The following is a 23,401-nucleotide window of genomic DNA, read 5'->3' as shown; positions in this document are numbered from 1 at the left end:
TATGTCCATACTATTTACGATGACAGGGGTGGTATTTGCATTATTTATCGCCTATATCGTCAGTTTTGATCGCAAACATATTGATTTTAAAAAGACCCTCATTATGCTTGTCATTCAAGTCTTACTGATTTTGTTTATGATGAACACGTCTATCGGTCTCAATATCTTAACAGCACTCGGTAAATTTTTTGAAGGGTTAATGAACATCAGTAAAGCAGGCATCGATTTTGTATTTGGTGATTTAGAAAATAAAGGCGGCTTTACATTTTTTATGCACGTCTTACTCCCTTTAGTTTTTATATCTGTATTAATAGGTATTTTAAATTACTTTAAAATATTACCGTTTATCATTAAATATGTCGGCTTAGTAATTAACAAAATCACGCGAATGGGTCGCTTAGAAAGTTATTTTGCCATCTCAACAAGTATGTTGGGACAACCAGAGGTCTTTTTAACGATTAAAGACCTTATACCGAAACTTTCCAAAGCCAAATTATACACAATTACCACTTCCGCAATGAGTGCTGTAAGTATGGCCATGTTAGGCTCGTATATGCAAATGATAGAACCAAAATATGTCGTAACCGCAGTGATGTTAAACATTTTTAGTGCACTCATCATTGCGAGTGTCATTAATCCATATGAAGCGAACGATGCAGATGTGGACATTGAAAACCTTACTGAAACACCTACAAAGCGCCAATCACGGACACCATTTTTCCAAATGATTGGCGACAGTGCGATAGATGGTTTTAAGATTGCGATTACAGTTGCCATTATGTTATTAGCCTTCATTTCATTAATGGAAGCGATTAATGTCATTTTTAGCGCTGTAGGGCTTAACTTTAAACAACTGATAGGATACATTTTTGCGCCTATCGCCTTCATTATCGGTGTTCCTTGGAGTGAAGCTGTCCAAGCAGGGTCCATTATGGCAACGAAGCTGATTACCAATGAGTTTGTAGCAATGCTAGATTTTAAAGATATGGCAAAAAATTTAAGTGACCGTACTGTCGGTATCATTTCCGTATATTTGGTCAGCTTTGCCAACTTCGGTACAGTAGGTATTATCGTAGGAGCAATTAAAGGCATTAGTAGTGACCAAGGCAATAAGGTAGCTGCCTTCGCGTTAAAATTATTGCTCGGTGCCACGTTAGCTTCTATCATTTCTGCCGCCATGGTTGGATTAGTCTTATAAAATCCTTCATATTCCCAAGTCAATAAAATGTTCAAAATAACATTAAAGTAGCCTTCAAAATTCATTGGTTGATGAACTTTGAAGGCTTCAATATTGAACACATCTTCAGCGTGCTTAATTCATTATGAAATGGTTTTGTTGCTGCGTTTTTGCAAGAGTATCGCGACTGCTGCAATGATGATGATCGCAATACCCACACCCACAACACCTAATGTTTTAACAATATTGCCAAAGACAATACCTACAACTAAGAAGTCTGTATCTGAGAATGTTGTCGCTGCTAAGCCTAAATCGCCTAAAAATGGCAAGAATAATAATGGTAAAAATGTAATCAACAGACCATTCATCATCGCACCAAAAATGGCACCTTTAATGCCACCACGGGCATTACCAAATACACCTGAAGCTGCACCAAGGAAGAAATGAGGCACAACACCTGGAAGAATCACAACACCACCAAGCATAAACATCACAAACATTCCGAGTACGCCCGTTAAAAAGCTTACAAAAAAGCCAATTAATACAGCATTTTGCGCATAAGGGAAAACAATCGGACAGTCTAAGGCTGGCTTAGAGTTGGGAACCAATTTTTCAGAAATTCCTTTGAAAGCAGGTACAATTTCTGCCAGAATAAGACGAACACCTGTCAAAATAATAAATACCCCCGCTGCAAATGTGACCCCTTGAATTAAAGAAAAAACAATAAAGTTTTGGTCATGGCTTATCGTTTTATGGACAAAGTCCACTCCCGCAAAAAGACATGCGATTAAATATAATACCACCATCGTAATCGAAATGCTGATTGTACTTTCGCGTAAAAAACTTAAGCCTTTAGGAAATTGAATGTCTTCCGTAGATTTTGATTTCCCATTAAACAACTTACCTATTTCACCTGCTGCCCAGTAACTGACTGTACCAAAATGCCCAAGGGCAACTTGATCATTCCCTGTTATTTTACGCATCGTTGGTTGTGCCAGCGCTGGAAAGACAGACATGATTAAACCTAAAATCACCGCACCTATCACAATTGTTAGTGTGTTATTGACTTTACCTACCGTTAAAATAATCGCTAAAAAGGCAGCCATATAAAATGTGTGATGCCCAGTAAGGAAAATATATTTTAAATTCGTAAAACGTGCGATAAATATGTTCACTAACATGCCAAATACCATGATTAATGCTGCTGTTGTTCCATATTTTGCTAATGCAATCGAAATAATCGCTTCGTTATTTGGTACTACCCCTTGAACACCAAACGCATGTTGGAAAATTTTTCCAAAGGGTTCAAGTGATTGTACAACCACGCCTGCACCTGCACTTAAAATTAAAAATCCCAATATCGTTTTTATCGTTCCAGACGTTACAACCGAAGCGGGTTTCTTTTGAACCATCAAACCTATAAACGCAATGAGTGCGACTAATATCGCTGGCTGACTTAAAATATCCACAATAAAATCAAGAATGCTTTTCATATGAACACCCCAAACATTAAATTATATTCAATTCTTTTAACTTTGCTGTTAATTTATTTTCTAGTTCTTGTTTGTCTAAAATGTTATCTAAAATTAAAACCTCTCCTAAGCGCGCTGCATTTTCTTCTAAGTCGCGTCCACATATAAATAAGTCAGCCATTTCAGGACTCGCTGTCATAATGTCACTATGTTCAACATCAACTGTAGATTCAAGATTTAACGTTTTCAACACTTCTTGAACATTCATCTCTACCATAAAGCTACTTCCTAATCCGTGACCACAAACAACTAAAATTTTCATATTAATTCTCTCCTTTAAATATTGTAATGATTGCTTTTTTATCTTGAGACTGCATTAAAGCTTCGATATGTTGTGCATCCCCCAATACCTTTGCCAGTTGTTGTAAGATATTTAAATGTGACGTATGATCCGTTGAACAGAAAACAAAAATCAAGGCAGCCTCATGTCCCTTTTCTGAAAAATTGATAGGTTCATCAAGTTTTAATAAACTGATGCCTACCCGCTTCACATTGTCATCTGGTCGTGCGTGCGCAATCGCTACGTTAGGCGCAATGACAATATACGGACCCAACGTCTTGACACTTTCAATCATAGCTTCCACATATCCACGCGCAATATAACCCTGAGCCAACAATGGTTCAGCCGCGATGTATATAGCTTCTTGCCAATCATTCACTTTCTCTTTCATCGTAATTTTGTCTTTCGTTAAGGCATCTAAAGCCACGTTGTTTCTCCCTCCATTTGTTTTATATGTTGTTGAAATTCAGTTAACTTGCCATCAATCAGTTGTTGTCGAATGTCATTATTCGTTAATAATTCTGTAAGTTGTTTTAGCGCTTTTAAGTGCAATTTCGTGTTTTCCGTTGCTAAACATATCACCACATAGATGGGATCATAGTGAGGATGGTTGAATGTGATACCTTTTTCAAAATGACCCAAACTCATGCCAACCCCGTACACATGTGACGTACTTCCATGTATTAAAGCAATGTGCGGACTAATGACCATGTAAGGGCCTAACGACTGCAGTTTATTCATAATTTCTTCTTTGTAGTCGGTACTGACGATGCCATCACGTTCTAGAGGGCGCACACCTTGAGTAATCGCTTGTTGATAAGACATAGATTGATCAATTTTAAACACACGCGTATGTAAAACATCTGTCAAAGATAGCCCACGCATTTCAGGTTGAAGCAACGTCGCAGCCCGTCTTTCATTAACGATAGCATTCAGTACATCAAGGTCATCACGCGTTAATAGTGGTGATATCGTAACTGTTTTAATCGTTTGATATGGTGTCGGTACAGTTGAAATCACTAAATCTACATTCATATTACTCAACTCATCTTCACTGATATCATAAATGGAATAAGCATCTATAATGTCAAATTCCGGATACACATGAGACAACTTCACATTGAGTAATTGTGATGTTCCGACACCCGATCCACATACGACGACAACTTTTAATTTGTGATGGCGTTGTGTCATCAATCGTTCAAAGCTCGACGCAAAATGTAACGTGACATAACTGATTTCATGGGCATGAAATTTTAATTGATAGGCTTCTTCAAGAATTTTGATTTTTTTCACAATCACATCATACAATTCTTGATATTCATGAATGATTTTTTCATGTAATGGATTCGCTTGATAAATATGGTTTTGTAGCCGATACAATGCCGGCGACAAATGAATACAAAGCCCTTGAATGAGCTTACCATCCGTAAAAAATGCCACACCCATCTCCGCGCCAATATGATCTACAAACTTTTCAATAGTCTGATGCATATAAGCTTCGTTGACACGTGTCGAACTTATAGCTGCACGCTTTGAACTCAATAAATGTAGCACCATGACGTCAATTTCAGAATCAGGAAACACAATATTAAAACGTGCTTCAATTTCTAATTTAATTGCTGATGCTACTGTGTAGGAAACGTCATCCTTCTTATCCTCATACGTTTTATTCGGTTCGGGTAAAGGGTTATTTTGTTTCATACGTCTTACAGCAATTAAAAGGTGTAAAATCAAACCTTCAATCGCCGTTTGGACCAACGGATAGTGTTCACGTTTGAGCACACTGATGACACTTTCCCGAATATGTTTCAAATCAGAAGTCGCATTCAATTGTGCAATCATCACATCGTTCATATTGTCATAATACGCATGTAATAATCGCACATATGCATGACGGTAATGGGCTTCATTGCCTTCAACGATATATCCCTTATTGTTAATGTACGTCAGTGTGAGATGATAATGTCGATACCATTTTGAAACATCTTTGATATCCGAAATCATCGTACGTCTACTCACATTTAATTCTTCCGCTAATTGTTTTGTGCTCAAAGGATTTTCATGTTCTAAAAGCATTAATTTTAACAAAGTTTGCCGTTCATCTTTTGAAAAGTGAAATTGACGGCTACGCACATCTGCTTGAACCCATTCATGGGAAGTGTCTGATTCTTTCATTGCTTTAATGCCCATGGTTTTATGCCTAATAATACGATAGCCACCTGTTTCTGCCATTGACTCGATATACTCGACATCGTATTGTATGGTTCTCTCAGAAAGGTGGAACGTTTTTGCGAGTGTACTGATTGTTATAAATTGAGATGCTTCAAGGAGCAATGTCAAAATTTGTTGTTGCCGATTACTTAACACATCCATGCCTCCTATATTCTAATTGTAAGCGGTTTCTATCCTTTGCGGATATGCAATCTATTGCTTATTAAAATCCGCAAAACTTCACATCTAAAATTAATATTGTTAATAATATTCTACAAAAACATTTGACATAAATAGTGCAATTATACATAATTGTAGTTAGAATTATTTGAATATTCTAATATGGAGTGAGTCGATGTCTTCCATTCAGGATACTTTGTTAACTGTGACACCTTTATCGTTAAATGAAATGAAAGAGATTGTACTCGTTTCAAAACAATTACAATTGATTGCCAACGTTAATCAATGTTATGCATTCATTGACTGTCAAAGTGATATCAATCAAAATCTTATTGTCGTTGATGAAGCTTTTCCTGAGACAACTGAATATCCTTTATACCATTCGTCTGTCGTTGGTGCGTCAGTGTTAGAATCATTTGAACCAGCCGTTTATCAGTCGTTTAAAAAAGGTATCACTGTCCATAATCATCGTGGTTTAAACCAGGAAGGCTTGTTAATTGAACAAAATGTAAGTCCTATTATTTATAACGCACGTGTCATTGGTGTACTTGTTTTAGAGAAGAATATACGCAACTTACATATAGAAAATTATAATAGAGACGTCATTAACCGCATGACGTCACTTTACAGCTATGCTGAAACAGTAGGTTCTGAATTTGATATGACTTTGTCTAATATTATTGAAGATGCTGTATTTTGTATCAATGAAGCATCAGAGATGAAGTACTTTAATATTGCTGCAGAAAAGCTATTAAGACAAGTATGCATCGAAAAGAAATCATTTTTAAACTTAAAATTTGATAGGATTTTTCCTGACTTAGAACGTTTTATTCATTCCAAACATTCTATTGAAATGATTGAATTAGAGCTGAATCAACAATTTTATGTCATCAAAAAAATTCATACGTCATTTGGACCGGAAAAACAAATCTTTGTCCTATTTAAAGATGTTTCTAAACTGAGGAATACTGAAAAAGCTTTAACTTCAAAGACAGTAGCAATAAAAGAAGTTCACCATAGAGTAAAAAACAACCTTCAAACGATTGCATCATTAATACGCCTTCAAATGCGACATGACATTCCAGAACACTTGCAAGTTTATTTTAAAGATACGCTCAATCGTATTTTAAGTATTGCATCTGTATACGAAATTATTCTTTATGAATCGTCCAACGACTGTGCTGATGTTGCAATATTACTAAAAAAAATTGGGAATATGATCATGACGACCCTCTCCACACACAGTAATATTAAAATAGACTATCAACTTCAGCCATCGATATTTTTATCATCTAATCAATCGGTCGCATTGGCTATTGTTTATAATGAAGTATTACAAAACTGTCTCAAACATGCATTTCACCATACACAACATGGTGAAATTCGGGTGCAGTTATCCGTTGATGATCAGAATCAAATTATACTCTCTATAGAAGATAACGGGGATGGGATTTCGAAAAGTAGTCAGACATCATTTGGGAGTAAAATCATACAATTAATAGTAGAAAATGACTTGGCAGGCACGCTCAACATCAACTCATGCCAAAAAGGCACTCAAGTCATCGTCATGTTTGACGTACATAAGGGGTGAAATGATGTCTAAAAATGTTCTCGTAGTTGAAGATGAGGCGATTATTAGATTAGATATTATTGAAATGATAAAAGATTTGGGATATAAGGTAATCGGTGCTGTTTCTACTGGTGAAAAAGCAATCGAATTTGTTCATAAAAATCAACCAGATTTAATTTTAATGGATATTAAACTACCACAACTCAATGGCATTAAAGCGAGCAAGATCATTAGTAAAAAGTTTGATATTCCAATATTAATATTGACTGCCTATAGTCAACCTGAATATATTGAAGAAGCAAAAAAAACCAATATAATGGGCTATTTAATTAAACCCATTACAGAATCACAATTGCTACCAGCTATGGAAATTATTTTTTCACAAAGTGCAAAACAGCTTCAATTAAAAAATGAGATTCAACATAAAGATGCAAATTTAAAACATCGTAAATGTATTGAAAAAGCGAAAGGCTTACTGATGGATCATCAACATATCACTGAGCAACAAGCTTACCGTAAAATTCGTAAATTAAGTATGCATCATCAAATGGAAATGTATAAGGTTGCCATACAAATTATTAAGAAGTTGGATCATTAATATTTAAAAGTGAATAAAACCAAGCAACGGCGCTTATTTGAAAATCAAATAGGCGTTTTTATGTTTTTAGGGGGGCATTTTATGGAATTTGTAGGGAACGTCATTATATATATTATTATGATTTGTGCAGTACTTGGTGCATTTGGGGCAATCAAAGATGCAAATAATGGCATCGGAAAAGAATTTATGGAAGGGATTTATACAATTGGACCGATTTTTGCGAACTCAGCTGGAATCATGGCATCCATCCCTTTTATATCAAAATTTATAGAAAACGTTTTTGGGCCATTCTTTGAAAAAATAGGCGCAGATCCTGCTATTGCAGCTACATCTATTTTAGCGACCGATATGGGTGGTTATCAGTTGGCAAATGTATTAAAGATTTCTTATGAAGGATGGATTATGGCCATGATTATTGGTTTTATGGCAGGTGCAACGATTGTTTTTTCTATCCCTTTAGGCTTACCGATGTTGGATAAACGAGACCATAAATATATGGCCCTCGGGATACTTTCAGGTTTACTGGCAATCCCTTTTGGAGCTTTTATATCAACATTTGTCATCATCGTAAGTCATTTAAAGTTTCGGAACGTCATTGAAACAAAAGGAGCTACCGCTAGCGTGTTCGAACTAAGTTTATCGTCTGTATGCATCAATTTATTACCTTTAATCATTTTTGTCGTCATCACAGCGGCTGGCTTATACTTTTTCTCCGATATTATGATTAAATTATTTATCATATTTGGTAAAGTGTTAGATACAGCTATTAAGTTGGTATTTGTGTTTTCAGTCGTTGAAATTTTCACCGGCTTTTTCACACATACATTTGGCGTTTGGGGATTTGATCCTATCATGGCAGATGATAAAGACCGCTTCAGGGCTTTAGAGAATGCTGGAAATATCGCTATTATGTTATCTGGTGCGTTTCCAATGGTTTACTTGATTCGCAAATATTTTACGAATTTCCTCTCTAAATTTGGTAAACTTATTGGTTTAAGTGAAGTAGGCAGTGCAGGATTAATTGCAACTATAGCGAATATTTTAGCCATGTTTAAATTGGTAAAAGATATGCCTCCAAAAGACAAAGTAATTAATATCGCCTTTGGGGTATCTGCAGCGTTTTTATTAGGTGATCACCTATCATATACCGCTAACTTTCAACCATCACTTATTCCTGCGGTAATGATTGGGAAATTATCTGCAGGTATTTTAGGCATTATCTTCGCGTATGTATTATGTGTTCCTAAAGCAAAAAAATTAGAGGAAATTGATCGTAGGCTGGGCATTATTAAAGAAGACGAATATAAAAAATAAATTAGTGTTGCACATTCCATAATAATAGCCTTCAACAATCATCCAATGATGATATTGAAGGCTATTATTATGTGGGTACCATATCCTGACTTATTGGATTGATTAACCCTTCACACATACCACTTCCGTGCATATACTATAATCTCATATTTACGACTAAAAGTAGTTCGACGTAATACCTCCATCTACATTAATGTTTGCGCCATTCGTCCAATCTGATTCATCTGAGGCAAGATAAATGGCACAGTTCACGATGTCTTCCGGTTTACCGAACCTTCCAGAAGGTTGACGCCCTAACCTTACATTCTTCGCTTCTTCATCTGAAACAAGCCATTCCATTAATAGTGGTGTCTCGATAGGCCCAGGACTAATAGCGTTTGTCCGAATGCCTTTAGGTCTAAACTGAATTGCAAGTGATTTTGTGAGTGCTACAACGGCGCCTTTTGAGGCAGTATAGGCATCTTGTGGTACGGAGCATCCCATTTCTGCCACAAAGGATGCAATATTAATGATGGAGCCTGACTGATGCTTTTCCATTTCAGGAATAACATATTTGGTCATAAAGAATATACCTTTGACGTTAATATTCATTACGAGATCCCAAACTTCTTCTGACGTGTCTACAACAGAATGATCCGCGGCCGGCATAACTCCTGCGTTGTTATACAATACATCAATCTTTCCGAAATCAGTGACTACACGTGCGACTGCATCACTTACCTGTTGCTCATTTGAAATATCTACTTCATAAAAACTGGCCTCGCCGCCTTGACGCGTAATTTCTTGCGCAGTTTGCTCACCAGCTTCTTTATTTTTTTCAAAAACTGCCACGCGGGCACCTTCTTTTGCAAACATGACTGCAGCAGTTTTCCCCATACCACCACCTGCACCTGTAATAATACAAACTTTGTCTTTTAATCTCATTTTATCTCACTCCCATACAAATTTATGATTAACTTTGTTCAAAATATCGTTGTCTTTCCCAAGTAGTGACATAAGAATCAAAGTCATTTAATTCGAGTTGTGCTGTATGCAAATAATGTTTCCAAACATCTTCTCCTAGCACTTCTTTAACGACTTCACTCTGTTTCCAATGTTGTATCGCTTCATGTAAGGAAGACGGAATTTGTTTTACAGATTGATTTAAATAGGCATTGCCTTTAAGTTCCTTAGGTAGCTCTAATTGGTGTTCAATGCCATAAAGTCCAGCACCGATTAACGCAGAATAAGCTAAATAAGGATTCATATCTGACCCGGGGATACGTGATTCAAACCGCAGCGCTTGTTGATTACCTACGACACGATAGCCAGCGGAACGATTGTCTCTACTCCATGCGATGCTCACAGGCGCCCAACTGTTAGGTGCAAATCGTTTATACGAGTTCACATGTGGTGCAAAGAGTAAGGAAAACTCTTGTGTATACGTCATCACACCTGCTAAAAAATGTTGCATCGTATCTGACATCGGTTGCGCATCATTACCTGAATAAAAGGCATTCTCTTTTGTTCCTTTTTTCATTAAACTGATATGGATATGCCCACTAGATCCTGTCCATTCTTGAAAAGGTTTAGCCATAAACGTGACAGAATGATCATTTTGAATACAAATTTCTTTCATCCCATGTTTAAATAACACATGTTGGTCTGCAGCTTTTAATGCTTTCGAATACTTTAAATTAATCTCATGTTGACCTTTATACGCTTCTCCTTTAGACGATTCGATAAAAATGTTCATTTTTGACATCAAATGACGGATTTTTTGATACAATGGTTCGTTTTTAGTCCCTTGTAATAAGTTATAATCTTCATTGAGATGCCCCGCTGGATTCAATGTGTTATAACCTCTGTTGTTGATTGCTTCAAAGGTATCTTTAAATAAATAAAATTCCAGTTCACTTGCTAAATAAGGGTCGAAGCCGTATTGACTCGCTTTCTCTAATTGCTTTTTCAGTATGTTCCGAGGTGCAATCGCTATTCGTGTTGTGCCATCTTCAGTGTAGACGTCACATAAAACGAGCGCCGTTTTATCAAACCATGGCACTACTTTCAAGGTATCCCAATCAGGAACAGCAAGATAATCCCCATACCCTTTCTCCCAGTTCATATATTCATATCCATCATTTGTATCCATTTCAAAATTGGTACCGAGTAAATAATTACAAAAATGCGTGCCTTCTGAAATGTCATTTTCTAAACAGTAATCTCCGGTCATACGCTTACCCATGATACGACCTTGCATATCACAAAAACCAAGCATAACGGTATCAATGTCCCCTTTTTAATTGCTGCTAACAATTCATCTTTAGAAATATTTCCTTCTAACGTTTGATTATGATTTGATTCATGTAACATAACCCATCACCCACCTCTATTTGTTTAACGTTAATGATATAAACTTCAATTCCAAATATTCGTCTAAACCGTAATGACCACCTTCTCTGCCAAATCCACTTTCATCTATGCCCCCAAAAGGCGCCTGTGGTAAACTGAGTTGCGTCCCATTTACGCCGACCATTCCAAACGCTAATCGTTCTGCTACGTGATGTACTTTATTAACATCGGAAGTAAAGAAATAGGCTGCTAACCCTTGATGTGTTCGATTAGCGATGTCAATCGCCTCTTCATCTGATTTAAACGTGACGATAGGCGCGACTGGACCAAATATTTCTTGTTCTAAAATGGACATCTCTTTTTTTACACCATCTAAAATCGTAGGCTCAAAAAAGCTTCCTTTTCCATCTATTTTATGTCCACCCAACGTTAGTGTTGCCCCTTGTTTTGTGGCTTCTGAAACAATATGCGCGACATTTTCTTGCGCCTTCGCATTTATGAGCGGTCCAACATTGACGTCTTTTTCATTCCAATGGCCAACTTTAAGTGCGTTAACTTTATCAATCAATTGCGCTAAAAAGTCTGCTTTTAATGCCTCATGGACTAAAATATAATTAATGCCATTACACATTTGACCATTATTTTCAAATTTGTTTTCAACGATATCTGACACTGCTTGCTCTAAGTTAGCATCCTCAAAAACGATTGCTGGGGCATTGCCACCTAATTCTAAAGAAAGTCGATTCAAATTTTGCGCTGATTTTTCGACTAACTCTTTCCCAACTTCAGTAGAACCCGTAAATGAAATTTTTTTAATCATATTGTTTGCTAAAAATGCATCAGAAATCATGCTTGATGATCCAGTTACGATATTTACCACACCATTTGGGATACCTGTCTGGTTGAGTAAATCGATTAATGCAATCGCAATTTGTGGTGTTTCACTTGAAGGTTTCAAAACAAATGCACAACCTGTAGCTAATGCGGGTGCAACTTTCCTTGCTACCATTGCTGCTGGAAAGTTCCAAGGTGTAATCAATGCACATACCCCTACTGGTTGCTTAATGACTGATAATCTTTGATGGGACTTAGAAGGCACCAAAATATCACCATTCATTCGCTTGGCTTCTTCTGCTGACCATCTAATGAATTTTGCACACACTTGTACTTCTCCTAAAGCTTCGTTAAAAGGTTTCCCTTGCTCTTGACTCAATAATTTGGCAAGCCTGTCTTGGTTCTCAAGTATCTTTTCCGCCCATGTCAACATGAATGACTCTCTTTCTTCAGCTGTGTAAGTTGACCAAACTTCAAATCCTTTTTGCGCCGCATGAATGGCTTGTTCAACTTGGTGAGGCGATACTTTCGGCACCTGACCTATGACCGCTTCAGTGGCCGGATTTGTCACAGCCATTGTTTCTGATGCCATCACATGTTGCCCATCGATAATGTTAAAATTAAAATCCATATTTCCCCTCCTTACGCACAAAAAGGCACTAATAGTAGCCTGAACTACTGATTAGCGCCTTTGCTAAACTCTATTCACTTGATAAAATTACTTTGTATGCTAAAACCTTACTAAATTTTCAGAAACTTGTCAATATTCTTTACTTATGGTTAAATGCACTTAAATGTAATCAAGGGGGCATTGACTATGACAGAGACACAACAATTATTGGAACAATTCGTATCAGTAGATAGTTCAAACATTGAAAATACCAACCATCTCATACACATGTGCAGTGCATGGCTACAACAAAATGAGATTGAAACGACCATTTTATCTAATCAAGGTTATGACATTTTAATCGCCAAAATTGGCAAAGGGGACAAAAAAATCATCTTGAATGGTCACTTGGATGTCGTACCTGCGCCACCAAAACTTTTCTCCCCATATATGAAAGATGGTAAAATGTACGGCCGTGGTACGGCTGACATGAAAGGTGGTGTCGTAGGGTTATTATTAGCAATGAAGAGACTCCATCAACTTGATTTAAATACTCAAGTTGAAATACACCTTGTGCCAGATGAGGAAACAGGTGGTCAATTTGGTGCACGTTATTTATGTGAACAAAACATTGATGCGCAGTTAGTCATTTGTAGCGAACCTACAGAATTAGGCATTGGTGTTCAAGCGAAAGGTATTTTACAATTTGATTTAGTCATTAAGGGCAGCGCAGCACATAGTAGTCGACCGTGGGAAGGAGACAATGCTATCACAAAAGCACTCGACATACATCAGCGTCTACTCGACTTGCCATTTGCGAAAGCGTCATCAGAATTGTACACATGCCCTTCTATCAATTTAGCTAAAATTTCAGGAGGCGACGTGTATAATAAAGTACCCGATACTTGCGTAATGTCTTACGATATTCGATATTTACCATCTCAATCAGAAGCCGACATTATTCAACAAATCGAAGCTTTGACGAACATGCAGTTAGACATTCATTTGACTGGCCCCCCTGTGACGAATGATTTAAATAACCCTGACTTTAAGTTGCTACAACAATACATCCTTAAGCACTCCCCTCAATCCACCGCGCCCATGTTTGGACAACATGGGTTTGCAGATACACGCTACTATTCTGCTAAGGGCATACCAGCCATTGAATTTGGACCATCAGGAGCGCATTGGCATGGAGAAGATGAGTATGTCGATTTAAGTTCAATCGACACCTATACAAATATTCTTGTAGACTTTATTCAACATTATCATTAAAGTCACTGATGTTAACACGTCGCCCATCAAAAATAACAGCCAACAAAGTTCATGCGCGCATGAATTTTGTTGGCTGTATTCATTGGACCAAATGTGACGTCGGAGCCGGATGCCATCTGCTTAAAATGTAAATAATAAGTGACCCATGAGTGCGATAATTGGTAAAGCAATGACCGTACGCATTAAGAAAATCGCAAAAAGTTTAGGCAAGCTTACTGGAATTTTTGATCCCAAAATCACGCCACCTACTTCTGACAAATATATTAATTGGCTTACACTCAAGGCGCCAACAACAAAGCGTGTTAAGTCATCTTTAACACCTTCAATCAGTAATGATGGTAAAAACATATCCGCAAAACCAATGAGTACTGTTTCAGATGCCGCTTTTGCCGATGGCACTTGTAATACTTCAAACAATGGTAAGAATGGTAAGCCTAACACACGGAATATAGGTGTATACGTTGCGAGTATTGTGGCAATCGTCCCAATCGTCATCACAACAGGTAACACTGCAAGCCACATATCAATTACTGTTTTACTACCATCTTTAAAAAATTGTTTGATGCCAGGTGCTTTAATACCTTGAACCGTTGCCTGTTCAAATCCGTAAACAACCGGATTTTTATTACCTAAATTGTCTTCTCTTAACGTTTCATGTTTCAAATTGTTTTTAAACGTATCTGGTACACGATTTAATGGCCACAAACGCGGCAAAATAATCGCACATGCTAAACACGCTAAAATAACAGTGAGATAAAAGTAATAAAAGTGCTCAGATAAATGAATCGTTTCCGCAATGACAATGACAAATGTAATCGATACAACACTAAACATCGTCGCAATGGTCGTTGCTTCTCGACGCGTATAATACCCTTGATTATACTGCTCACTAGCAATCATTACACCAATCGTCCCATCGCCTAAGAATGAGGCCAAGTTAATCACTGTTGAGCGTCCAGGTAGTTTAAATAACGGACGCATAATCGGTCTAAAAATGGGTCCAAAAAACTCTAGCAGGCCGTAAGACATTAAAAACGGTAAAAATAATCCTGCAAAAAAGAAAATCGTTACGAGTGTTGGCAGTAAACTACTGAAGACAAGATCACCTGTGTCTGCAGAATAAATAACTTCAGAGCCAACTTTTAAATAAATGAGCCATGCGAAAACAACTGCTAATAATCTTACAATCACCCATAAAGGCCCTACACTAAATGTTTTCGCCATTTGACGTTCGGGGTTCAGCCTATTTTTGTATAATGTACTACATAAAATCGTCAAAATTCCTGATAATGTAATGATTCCTAAAATAATGAAAGGCATTGCATCACCAATGATGCCTTTCATAGCATTGGCTAGCCAAGCAATCGGTAATGTCGTTTCACGTTCTCCCTTTTCATTTGTGACACCGATAGGTAATAAAAATAAAAATATCCCTATAAATGACATCATAATAAATTTCAAACGGCCACGAACAATATCTTTCTTCTGATACGTTGTCATATTGTATTCCCCTTTGCATATGGAATCCCTTCCATCAAGTATTGATTAAAGGGGACTTTCATTGCACAATCTTTAAAACCCAAAAGATTGCGAGTTTTTATATTCATTTCTTTATGTGTATATGTATCATTCACGCGCAAAGCGACTCCTAACATTTACGTATAAATATGCATTAAAACGCTTATTTTCACTTTTATATTTTACATGAATTGCGGGTTAAATGCATCATTTTGTATAATTTAAAATATGTAATTTTTTACTTTCATCTCATTCAAACTATCTATTCGACGCAACGCAACCATCATTTTATCGTATTGAGACACTCAAAAAACGTGCACTAAAAGGGACCAGAATAGAATAGCCTCGTAAATAAAAAACCAATAAAATTCATATTCCCATGAACTTTATTGGCTATGAAATTTATACTTATAAAAGAATGTAACTATTAAGATACATAAATATGATGGCTTTAAAATATCGCTTTAATTACTCCTTAGCCGAGACAACTGAGACATTATATCAAAATCGAAAATCCATTTTGCGCACGAGACACCTAAATATGTTTTAGATTTTCAATATAGAAGAGTGTAGCTTTCTGTAATACTCCTACCCTCAGTTGCTGTGCATATCATAGCGAAAATATGCGTCATTTACAATCTATTTATCTGCTAAAATCTCATTGTAACTAATTTCTTCACGTAGTCTTACCGCAATATCATGTTCTGTAATTTCACCGTTTAATACCATTTCATCCAACACTTCTCGTTGAGTATACACTGCATATAGTTTCATGCGACGCATTTGTTCACTCGCTTGACGTTCTTTTGGTTTTAATCGTGATTGACGATGAATACGTGTAAAATACGATGTATTAATCATCCCTATTTCGAGCATATTATGACTGTTACGCTCTTTAGATAAACGTTCTGAAACGCGACGATAAACTTGATCTAATGTTTTATCTAATGCTTTAATATCGATATCTTTTTTTAGTCTTCCTGTTCGAGCCCGATAACGTAATACAATCATTTTAATCGTCATTTTTAGTTTTTCAATAAAGTCCGCTTCTTTAAACTGTTGTGAATTGTCGACAATGATTCGATATTGTGATAATCCTTGTCTGTCAATTTTACCTTCATCTACAAGTACGCTTAACGTCTCTTGTTCAACTTCTTTCGCAATATCACTTAGTCTGCGAAATTCGCGCGCATCTTTGCGATGACTTTGATTTCTAAGTAAAAACATGTATTCACTGTAATATTCTTGTACTACCGGACCGAAAGATTTTAACGTACATGCTTCTGGTGTCATTTTCATACGATGAATGACTTCGGCTAAAATTTTAATCTTGGCATCGATATAGGAAAGTCCACGATTCGGTTCGACAACTGCCGATTGTGTAATAAATGGTAAAACGACTTGAGCAATAACCAAACTCATTAAAACCATCATCGTGGCAATAAAAATTAAATCATTTCGGAATTCGAATCGCTGTTGTTGGCTTAAATAAACAGGTAACGTTAATGCTAACGAAACTGAAATGGTACCATGTATGCCACACATCGTCATTATAAACGCATAATGCAATCGGTTCATTGGTTCGGGTTGTGACATATTTCCAAATGAAAAACGCGTATTTTTTGGATAGTAAAATGTATTGAAAAATGCATATACCCATATAAAACGACAGACATATATAGCAATTGCGATCATTATCGTCACGCCTAATAAAAACAGTAATTTTTCGGGTTCATTTTGAATGATTTCCACCATTACATTTGGCACGATATAACCTAAAATCACAAACACAAAGCCATTTAACGCATAACTCACCGTGCTCCAAATTTGTCCATAGCTCATTTGAATTTCAGGTTGCGCACGCACGAGTCGTTCTCGCTCAAAGCCATGTATTAGCCCAGCAATCACTACGGCAATAATGCCTGACGCATGCACTAATTCAGCGACAATATATACGACAAAAGGGGTTAATAATTGTATATAAATCAGCGTGTTATTATCTTTCAGCCCTTTAGTTTGCAAAATAATGCGTAACCGCACAACGAGAACCCCTATGATTAACCCAATAAATAAACCTAGTAACGTTGACACGACAAATTTTTCTACTGCTTCAACTGCTGAAAATGTATGTACGATGAGGGCAGTGATAGCGATTTTATAAGAGATAATCCCTGCAGCATCGTTTAATAAAGATTCCCCTTCTAAAATGGTCATGACACCTTTAGGAAGTATCTTCCCTTTCGTCATTGCCTTAACAGCCACAGCATCCGTCGGACATAAAATAGCAGCGATTGCGAAAGCTGCTGCCATTGGTAATTCAGGCCACACCCAGTGTAAGAAAAAGCCGGCACCGATGACTGTCACGAAAACAAGCGCCATCGCCATTAACGAAATCGGCTTCATATACTGTAATAACTTTTCACGATGGATATTCGAGCCTTCAACAAATAATAAAGGCGCGATTACTGCAAGCATAAACACCTCTGAACTAAATTCAAAATGGATAGTAATCGGCACTAAAAAGAGAAACGCACCGAAAAGGATTTGAATGAAAGCTACGGGCACTTTAGGTATTTTTACACTCACAATAGAACTTAAAATTACTGCGACAATGAAAAAGATATACGCTTCTAACAACTGCATTGTGCATCACCCCATTTTAAACATCAATTAAGTTCGTTTAGTTTTTTTATCAACACATTTTTAATGTAATTATTGTATTTTGTTAAACGCGCGAATAATACTACTTTTATTATATAACTTGCTAGTAAGGTACTTATCAAATATACAGTTATGTGAATAATATAGGTTTGATGATGCAAGTAAAATAAAAAAAATAAGAAAACAACATATAAAACTACATCCAAGATAAAGTACCCTATACAATTTTTTATTTTCATTAACCCTAAAGGATTGTATCTTTCAATATATTTAATTTGTCCGTCAATTAACTCTGATTTAACTAATTTAGTAACTACCATATGCTTATCATTTGTATAACGTGGTTTTAAAATACTCCAATCATTTACATTTCTACTATAATAATTAGAATTACCATATACTACAGCATTTTTGATTAAATTATGTTCACCCTTTAATAAAACACTAAACTCATCCTCACCACTATGTTTAAATAATACTAATCTATTAATCATACCTTTTATTAATAATGTATTAAGAAATAAATTCACAATAATCATTACAATTATTATGCCTAATGCCCCTATAATTAGAGATTCTTTGTCTTTAATCACATTTATAAAAACATTCACCGCTATTAATATAGGAAATATATTCAAAACCAAATTCAATACATTGCTAAAATAATATTCAATTAACCTTTCTGATTTGTATAAACTATGTGATTTATTTAGATGTTTAAGAATAATAGCCACAATTATCGGAAAAAACAAACCTTTAACCATTGAAGTAAAAATATTAAATAACTCACTTGGATTAATCAGCAGCTCACCTCATTTCATTTAAAATTAGTTAATAAATAAATGTTTAGGAATGTGACAGTAATCATTTGGAAAGTGATCTAAACGATCTTGATGTTCAGGTGCGCTTGGTACATAGCGCGTAAGTGCACATACTTCTACTTGAATTTTAGGGGCATCCGCCCGTTGCGCAATGAACTGACGTGCCTTTTGAAGATGTGTTTCACACATGCTATAAACTCCTGTACGATATTTCGGGCCTACGTCATCTCCTTGCCGGTTGACTGCATACGGATCAATCACATCAAATAACGCTCCCATAAGCGCTTCAACTGAAGTACGATTCGGATCAAATTCGGTTTTCACACACTCGACATATCCATCATAAGGTCCTTCTAATGACTCCGTAGCACCATTTGCGCGTCCTGCTTCAGTATTAATGACGCCAGGTAATGTTTTCACAAATGCTTGTACGCCCCACAAACATCCCCCAGCAAGATAAATGGTTTCCATATGCATCTCCTTTAACATGTGTTAATTTTATTATACATAACAATCCAACACCTCTACATTTCTCAAAACAAAATTATTTTATCCATATATGAATTATTTCAAATACCCAACGTTTTAACCTTTAATTCCTTCTTCACAAAACGTTCAAATTTCTCTCGAACCACCGTCACAAACTCATATAAAACAACTGTTTCAAGATTATTTTTAGGTTAACCTAACTTTTTATTTTACATGCCAGAAAAATTATGTTATCTTAAAAGTGTTCAAGATGATACCCTTACATTTTGAACACATTTCCCTTCAAAAGTATGAGCTGTGTTTTTTCTGGCATTACATCCTCCAAAAATGCATCGTAATTCAGAAATAACTCACACACGCTCGTCGTCCAAATCTGAAGACCTTAGAGGTAGGTTGGGTCCCCTACATTAACATCCACCTCACCCGTATAAGGTCAACCTAATAGGGTGGTTATTGCGACAAAAGCGATACACACATATGGTTCTCCTAAAAATGCGGTATGTTACATACGGTGTAACAGCCGATACGTTCAACCTATTTTAAAACCCTCAATAATATCCCTGACGTCTGGTCACGTCAGGGATTTGTTGTGGGCGCTCGTGAGATACATTGATAAAAATATGTATCTCACGGCCATACCGCATTATTTAGTTTGTGTTTTTAATTTTAAAGGTATTTTAATTTCTTTATCTACTTTTTTACCGTCCATTAATTTTAAAATCGTTTGGACTGCTTCTTTACCCATAAGATGAGGCTGTTGTGCGACTGTCGCTTCTAATTTATGATTTTGAATCGCTTTCATCGCATCTTCATTTCCATCAAAGCCCACGACAACAATATCTTTATCACCAATGGCTTCGATCGCTCCCAAGGCCATTTCATCATTATGTGCGAAGATTGCTTGAATGTCCGGATGCGCTTGAATCATATTTTGAGTGACGTTCAAACCTTCCGCTCGATCAAATTTGGCACTTTGTTTCGACACGATATTTAATTCTTTATCAGCTATGTCATGGAATCCTTTACCACGTTCACGTGTCGCACTGGCACCAGGTACACCTTCTAATTCTGCCACTTTAGCATGTTTACCTACTTTATCCACGATGTATTGACCGCCCATTTTACCTCCTTCGACATTATCAGAGGCAATAAATGACGCGACATCGCCCTTATCTACGGAACGGTCTAATGTAATAACTGGTATGCCTTCATGATTAGCAGATTCCACTGCACTTGAAATGGCACTTGAATCTGTAGGATTGACGATTAAGTAATCCACCTGTTGTTGCACAAGGTCTTCGATATCGTTCGTTTGTTTAGCAGAGTCATCACGTGCATCTACTACTTTTACGTTCATTCCTTGTTGTTTGGCTTCTTTTTCAATATTGTCTTTTATCGTCACAAAGAATGGATTGTTTAATGTTGAAATACTCACACCAATTGTAATTTCGGATTTTTTCTTCGACGTTTTGCCACTATTATCTTTTTTTACCGGAGATTCTAATGAACATCCTGCCAATACTATCATACAAGCTACGATAAATATGACTACTTTTTTCATTTCTGACGCCCACTTTCTGTTATTTTTTACGATCGATTAATACCGCGATTAAAATTACGACACCTTTAACAACTTGTTGATAGAAGGAAGAGACACCTAGTAAATTCAAACCATTATTTAAAACGCCTATGATAAGTACACCTATCAGCGTTCCAACTATACGTCCTTTTCCACCTGTTAAAGACGTCCCCCCTAACACTACTGCTGCAATCGCATCTAATTCGTATGCAGTACCTGCAGTTGGTTGAGCTGAATTCAAACGTGAAGTTAAAATCGCACCCGCTAGTGCAGCCATTAACCCCGAAATACCATAAATGAATATTTTCACACGATCGACTTTAATACCTGAAATTTTAGAAGCGATTTCATTGCCACCAATCGCATACGTATGACGTCCAAACGTTGTTTTATGTAAAATAACAAAAAGTATGATGAATACGAGTGTCATCGTAACAGCAGGCACTGGTATTCCGAAGAAATAGCCTTTTCCAAACAATTGAAATAGATAATTATCTCCTAGATTAGTAATAGGATTCCCATCTGTTACAACTAGCGTCAGACCTCTGAAAATCGTCATCGTTGCTAAAGTTGCGATAAAAGGTGCCATATTGCCTTTTGTCACAAAAATACCGTTCACTACGCCTAAAATAAATCCAATCACAACACCAATAATTATTGCCAAAATCGGATCCACACCACTTGTAATCAACAACGCAATAAAGGCTGAAGACAGCGCTAAAATTGACCCAACAGATAAATCGATGCCGCCTGTTAAAATAACAAACGTCATTCCAAAAGCAATTAACCCATTAATGGATATTTGTCTCAGTAAGTTTAATAAATTGGATAAATCTAAAAATGCCGGATTAAGTATACTAATCATGGTTATGAGTAAAATAAGTCCTAAAAAAGGAATTAATTTTTCAAGTAATGTCGTTTTAGCGGTTAACTGTTTCATCTAAACGTCCTCCTGTCGCAAGTGTCATAATATTTTCTTCTGTAATGCGTTCACCGACTAAGTCCCCTTGAATATGTCCTTCATGAACAACCATAACACGGTCACTCATGCCTATAATTTCAGGCAATTCTGATGAAATCATAATAATGGAGACACCACGTTCAGTCAGTTCGTTCATAAGTTGATAAATGTCTCGTTTGGCGCCGACATCAATACCTCGTGTCGGTTCGTCAAAAATAATGATACGTGGCGCTGTACCTATCCATTTTGCTAACACCACTTTTTGTTGATTGCCTCCTGATAACGTCGATGCTGGCCGTTGATGTGAGGTTTTAATATTTAAGCGCTTGCGCATAGAATCAACAAATTGATTCGCATCTTTATCTTTTACAAAGCCGTATTTTGAAAAGCTTTTTAAAGAAGGTAATACCATATTGTCACGTATTGAAAAATCTAAAATAAGCCCTTCATCTTTTCGGTTTTCGGTAATCAGTGCAAGACCATGTTTCATCGCATCTTCAGGTGAACGAATGTCAACGTTTTTACCTTCAATTTCAACTTTGCGTTCTCCTTTATCAACACCAAAAAGACTGCGCATCATTTCTGTGCGTCCTGCACCCATTAAGCCACTCACACCTAAAATTTCACCTTTCCGCAAATGGAATGAAATATCTTTAATCTGATGCTTTTCGTTAGAAAGATGTGCCACTTTTAAAATGATGTCTTCAGGTTGATACTGACGCTTTGGATATTGTTCATCTAATTCTCTACCTACCATCGCTTTCACAATATCGTTGTAAGCGGTTTCTTCAACAGGTTTAAAAAATACGTTTTTCCCGTCTCGCATTACCGTAATATCATCCGCAATTTCAAATATTTCAGCCATACGGTGCGAAATGTATACAAATGCCACACCTTTCGCTTTTAAATGGCGAATCATTTTAAACAGTTCAGAAATTTCTTTATCGGTGAGCGTCGCTGTCGGCTCGTCCATCACAATCACTTTTGCATCTGTCATTAATGCTTTCGCAATTTCAATCATTTGTTGTTCACCGATAGAACAATGTTTAGCTACTTTATGTAAAGGTATATTAAAGTGCAATTGTTCAAAAATTGCAGTAGCTTGACGTACCATTTCATTAGTTTTTAACACGCCCCACTTATTTTTAATTTCCTTTCCTATAAACATATTTTCTAAAACCGTTAATTCCGGCCATATGTTTAATTCTTGATGGATAAAGGTCACACCTTCTTGTTCCGCTTCTTTTGGATTTTTAAAAACTTTAGGTTGATCATCAAAGTAAATATCACCTTGGTCTTTTTGATGCATACCTACTAATATTTTCATCAATGTCGATTTTCCTGCACCATTTTCTCCCATTAAGGCATGAACGGTTCCTGTTTTCAATGTGAAATCGACACCTTGTAAAACTTTATTTTCTCCAAATGCTTTATGGATTTGACGCATTGTAATCATG

Annotated in this window: 20 protein-coding genes; 5 read left to right on the top strand and 15 right to left on the bottom strand. The window is 36.5% G+C overall.

All coding sequences use genetic code 11. The features are described 5' to 3' along the window. The first annotated feature begins 1 nt into the window (after position 1). The gene (locus tag SHYC_RS01270; protein ID WP_039643802.1) at positions 2-1,198 is read left to right on the top strand and encodes a NupC/NupG family nucleoside CNT transporter; all 1,197 of its coding nucleotides are present in this window, start codon (positions 2-4) and stop codon (positions 1,196-1,198) included. 122 nt (positions 1,199-1,320) lie between these two features. On the opposite strand, the gene SHYC_RS01265 is transcribed toward SHYC_RS01270, so the two are convergent. From SHYC_RS01265 to SHYC_RS01250, 4 genes are read right to left on the bottom strand one after another with little or no spacing between them, the layout of a single operon-like run. Beyond that, a complete protein-coding gene (locus SHYC_RS01265) occupies positions 1,321-2,670 on the bottom strand; it encodes a PTS ascorbate transporter subunit IIC (protein WP_039643800.1) in 1,350 nt (449 codons plus the stop codon). Positions 2,671-2,686: 16 nt separating this feature from the next. Further along, a complete protein-coding gene (locus SHYC_RS01260) occupies positions 2,687-2,971 on the bottom strand; it encodes a PTS sugar transporter subunit IIB (RefSeq protein ID WP_039643799.1) in 285 nt (94 codons plus the stop codon). 1 nt (position 2,972) lies between these two features. Beyond that, positions 2,973-3,416 carry a PTS sugar transporter subunit IIA gene (locus tag SHYC_RS01255; RefSeq protein WP_039643796.1) on the bottom strand — a complete coding sequence of 148 codons (444 nt, stop codon included), beginning with the start codon at positions 3,414-3,416 and terminating at the stop codon, positions 2,973-2,975. Further along, on the bottom strand, positions 3,407-5,359 hold the full coding sequence (locus SHYC_RS01250; protein ID WP_039643794.1) for a BglG family transcription antiterminator: 1,953 nt from the start codon (positions 5,357-5,359) through the stop codon (positions 3,407-3,409). The genes SHYC_RS01255 and SHYC_RS01250 overlap by 10 nt, the downstream gene beginning before the upstream one ends. Before the next feature lie 199 nt (positions 5,360-5,558). Between SHYC_RS01250 and SHYC_RS01245 the strand changes: the two genes are divergently transcribed. The 3 genes from SHYC_RS01245 to eutH all read left to right on the top strand — a co-directional run bounded on the left by SHYC_RS01245 (position 5,559) and on the right by eutH (position 8,865). After that, complete coding sequence (locus tag SHYC_RS01245) at positions 5,559-6,974, top strand: sensor histidine kinase (protein WP_052257773.1); 1,416 nt, start codon at positions 5,559-5,561, stop codon at positions 6,972-6,974. A gap of 4 nt (positions 6,975-6,978) precedes the next feature. Further along, positions 6,979-7,551, top strand: coding sequence for an ANTAR domain-containing response regulator (locus SHYC_RS01240; RefSeq protein ID WP_039643792.1), 573 nt, complete (start codon positions 6,979-6,981; stop codon positions 7,549-7,551). An 81-nt stretch (positions 7,552-7,632) separates the two neighbouring features. Beyond that, positions 7,633-8,865 carry an ethanolamine utilization protein EutH gene (gene eutH / locus SHYC_RS01235; protein WP_039643790.1) on the top strand — a complete coding sequence of 411 codons (1,233 nt, stop codon included), beginning with the start codon at positions 7,633-7,635 and terminating at the stop codon, positions 8,863-8,865. A 156-nt stretch (positions 8,866-9,021) separates the two neighbouring features. Here the strand turns inward: eutH and SHYC_RS01230 are convergent, their stop codons facing one another. Genes SHYC_RS01230 through SHYC_RS01220 form a run of 4 tightly spaced genes read right to left on the bottom strand, consistent with a single transcriptional unit; the run spans position 9,022 to position 12,661 of the window. Beyond that, a complete protein-coding gene (locus SHYC_RS01230; RefSeq protein ID WP_039643788.1) occupies positions 9,022-9,789 on the bottom strand; it encodes an SDR family NAD(P)-dependent oxidoreductase in 768 nt (255 codons plus the stop codon). Between the two features lie 28 nt (positions 9,790-9,817). Beyond that, positions 9,818-11,089: a glutamine synthetase family protein gene (locus tag SHYC_RS01225; protein ID WP_231912795.1), complete on the bottom strand. Its 1,272-nt coding sequence runs from the start codon at positions 11,087-11,089 to the stop codon at positions 9,818-9,820. Continuing rightward, entirely contained in the window at positions 11,074-11,217 is a 144-nt protein-coding gene (locus SHYC_RS12460; RefSeq protein WP_231912794.1) for a hypothetical protein, read from the bottom strand. The genes SHYC_RS01225 and SHYC_RS12460 overlap by 16 nt, the downstream gene beginning before the upstream one ends. A 16-nt stretch (positions 11,218-11,233) precedes the next feature. Continuing rightward, a complete protein-coding gene (locus SHYC_RS01220; RefSeq protein WP_039643786.1) occupies positions 11,234-12,661 on the bottom strand; it encodes an NAD-dependent succinate-semialdehyde dehydrogenase in 1,428 nt (475 codons plus the stop codon). A gap of 186 nt (positions 12,662-12,847) precedes the next feature. Between SHYC_RS01220 and SHYC_RS01215 the strand changes: the two genes are divergently transcribed. After that, a complete protein-coding gene (locus SHYC_RS01215) occupies positions 12,848-13,915 on the top strand; it encodes a M20 family metallopeptidase (protein ID WP_039643785.1) in 1,068 nt (355 codons plus the stop codon). A gap of 120 nt (positions 13,916-14,035) precedes the next feature. On the opposite strand, the gene SHYC_RS01210 is transcribed toward SHYC_RS01215, so the two are convergent. From SHYC_RS01210 to SHYC_RS01180, 7 genes are all read right to left on the bottom strand, one after another. Beyond that, positions 14,036-15,415: a YjiH family protein gene (locus SHYC_RS01210; protein ID WP_039643783.1), complete on the bottom strand. Its 1,380-nt coding sequence runs from the start codon at positions 15,413-15,415 to the stop codon at positions 14,036-14,038. A 657-nt stretch (positions 15,416-16,072) separates the two neighbouring features. After that, positions 16,073-18,076: a cation:proton antiporter gene (locus SHYC_RS01205; protein WP_039643781.1), complete on the bottom strand. Its 2,004-nt coding sequence runs from the start codon at positions 18,074-18,076 to the stop codon at positions 16,073-16,075. A gap of 23 nt (positions 18,077-18,099) precedes the next feature. Then, positions 18,100-18,858: a hypothetical protein gene (locus tag SHYC_RS01200; RefSeq protein WP_039643779.1), complete on the bottom strand. Its 759-nt coding sequence runs from the start codon at positions 18,856-18,858 to the stop codon at positions 18,100-18,102. Between the two features lie 63 nt (positions 18,859-18,921). Continuing rightward, complete coding sequence (locus tag SHYC_RS01195) at positions 18,922-19,386, bottom strand: peptide-methionine (S)-S-oxide reductase (RefSeq protein ID WP_039643778.1); 465 nt, start codon at positions 19,384-19,386, stop codon at positions 18,922-18,924. Positions 19,387-20,047: 661 nt separating this feature from the next. Further along, the gene (locus SHYC_RS01190; protein WP_039643776.1) at positions 20,048-20,965 is read right to left on the bottom strand and encodes a D-ribose ABC transporter substrate-binding protein; all 918 of its coding nucleotides are present in this window, start codon (positions 20,963-20,965) and stop codon (positions 20,048-20,050) included. Between the two features lie 19 nt (positions 20,966-20,984). After that, positions 20,985-21,923: an ABC transporter permease subunit gene (locus SHYC_RS01185; protein ID WP_039643773.1), complete on the bottom strand. Its 939-nt coding sequence runs from the start codon at positions 21,921-21,923 to the stop codon at positions 20,985-20,987. Continuing rightward, a complete protein-coding gene (locus tag SHYC_RS01180) occupies positions 21,904-23,400 on the bottom strand; it encodes a sugar ABC transporter ATP-binding protein (protein ID WP_039643771.1) in 1,497 nt (498 codons plus the stop codon). The genes SHYC_RS01185 and SHYC_RS01180 overlap by 20 nt, the downstream gene beginning before the upstream one ends. Position 23,401 lies beyond the last annotated feature (1 nt).

This window comes from Staphylococcus hyicus (assembly GCF_000816085.1).
Taxonomy (GTDB): domain Bacteria; phylum Bacillota; class Bacilli; order Staphylococcales; family Staphylococcaceae; genus Staphylococcus; species Staphylococcus hyicus.
This window is presented reverse-complemented; position numbering and strand designations above follow the sequence as displayed.

Excerpts from the sequence above, each read along its gene's own strand:
- SHYC_RS01245 (WP_052257773.1), top strand. The coding sequence starts at position 5,559 with ATGTCTTCCATTCAGGATACTTTGTTAACTGTGACACCTTTATCGTTA.
- SHYC_RS01200 (WP_039643779.1), bottom strand. The coding sequence starts at position 18,858 with ATGGTTAAAGGTTTGTTTTTTCCGATAATTGTGGCTATTATTCTTAAA.
- SHYC_RS12460 (WP_231912794.1), bottom strand. The coding sequence starts at position 11,217 with ATGTTACATGAATCAAATCATAATCAAACGTTAGAAGGAAATATTTCT.
- SHYC_RS01260 (WP_039643799.1), bottom strand. The coding sequence starts at position 2,971 with ATGAAAATTTTAGTTGTTTGTGGTCACGGATTAGGAAGTAGCTTTATG.
- SHYC_RS01210 (WP_039643783.1), bottom strand. The coding sequence starts at position 15,415 with ATGACAACGTATCAGAAGAAAGATATTGTTCGTGGCCGTTTGAAATTT.
- SHYC_RS01215 (WP_039643785.1), top strand. The coding sequence starts at position 12,848 with ATGACAGAGACACAACAATTATTGGAACAATTCGTATCAGTAGATAGT.
- SHYC_RS01180 (WP_039643771.1), bottom strand. The coding sequence starts at position 23,400 with ATGATTACAATGCGTCAAATCCATAAAGCATTTGGAGAAAATAAAGTT.
- SHYC_RS01225 (WP_231912795.1), bottom strand. The coding sequence starts at position 11,089 with ATGGGTAAGCGTATGACCGGAGATTACTGTTTAGAAAATGACATTTCA.
- SHYC_RS01230 (WP_039643788.1), bottom strand. The coding sequence starts at position 9,789 with ATGAGATTAAAAGACAAAGTTTGTATTATTACAGGTGCAGGTGGTGGT.
- SHYC_RS01265 (WP_039643800.1), bottom strand. The coding sequence starts at position 2,670 with ATGAAAAGCATTCTTGATTTTATTGTGGATATTTTAAGTCAGCCAGCG.
- SHYC_RS01185 (WP_039643773.1), bottom strand. The coding sequence starts at position 21,923 with ATGAAACAGTTAACCGCTAAAACGACATTACTTGAAAAATTAATTCCT.
- SHYC_RS01220 (WP_039643786.1), bottom strand. The coding sequence starts at position 12,661 with ATGGATTTTAATTTTAACATTATCGATGGGCAACATGTGATGGCATCA.
- SHYC_RS01205 (WP_039643781.1), bottom strand. The coding sequence starts at position 18,076 with ATGCAGTTGTTAGAAGCGTATATCTTTTTCATTGTCGCAGTAATTTTA.
- SHYC_RS01240 (WP_039643792.1), top strand. The coding sequence starts at position 6,979 with ATGTCTAAAAATGTTCTCGTAGTTGAAGATGAGGCGATTATTAGATTA.
- eutH (WP_039643790.1), top strand. The coding sequence starts at position 7,633 with ATGGAATTTGTAGGGAACGTCATTATATATATTATTATGATTTGTGCA.
- SHYC_RS01270 (WP_039643802.1), top strand. The coding sequence starts at position 2 with ATGTCCATACTATTTACGATGACAGGGGTGGTATTTGCATTATTTATC.
- SHYC_RS01190 (WP_039643776.1), bottom strand. The coding sequence starts at position 20,965 with ATGAAAAAAGTAGTCATATTTATCGTAGCTTGTATGATAGTATTGGCA.
- SHYC_RS01195 (WP_039643778.1), bottom strand. The coding sequence starts at position 19,386 with ATGGAAACCATTTATCTTGCTGGGGGATGTTTGTGGGGCGTACAAGCA.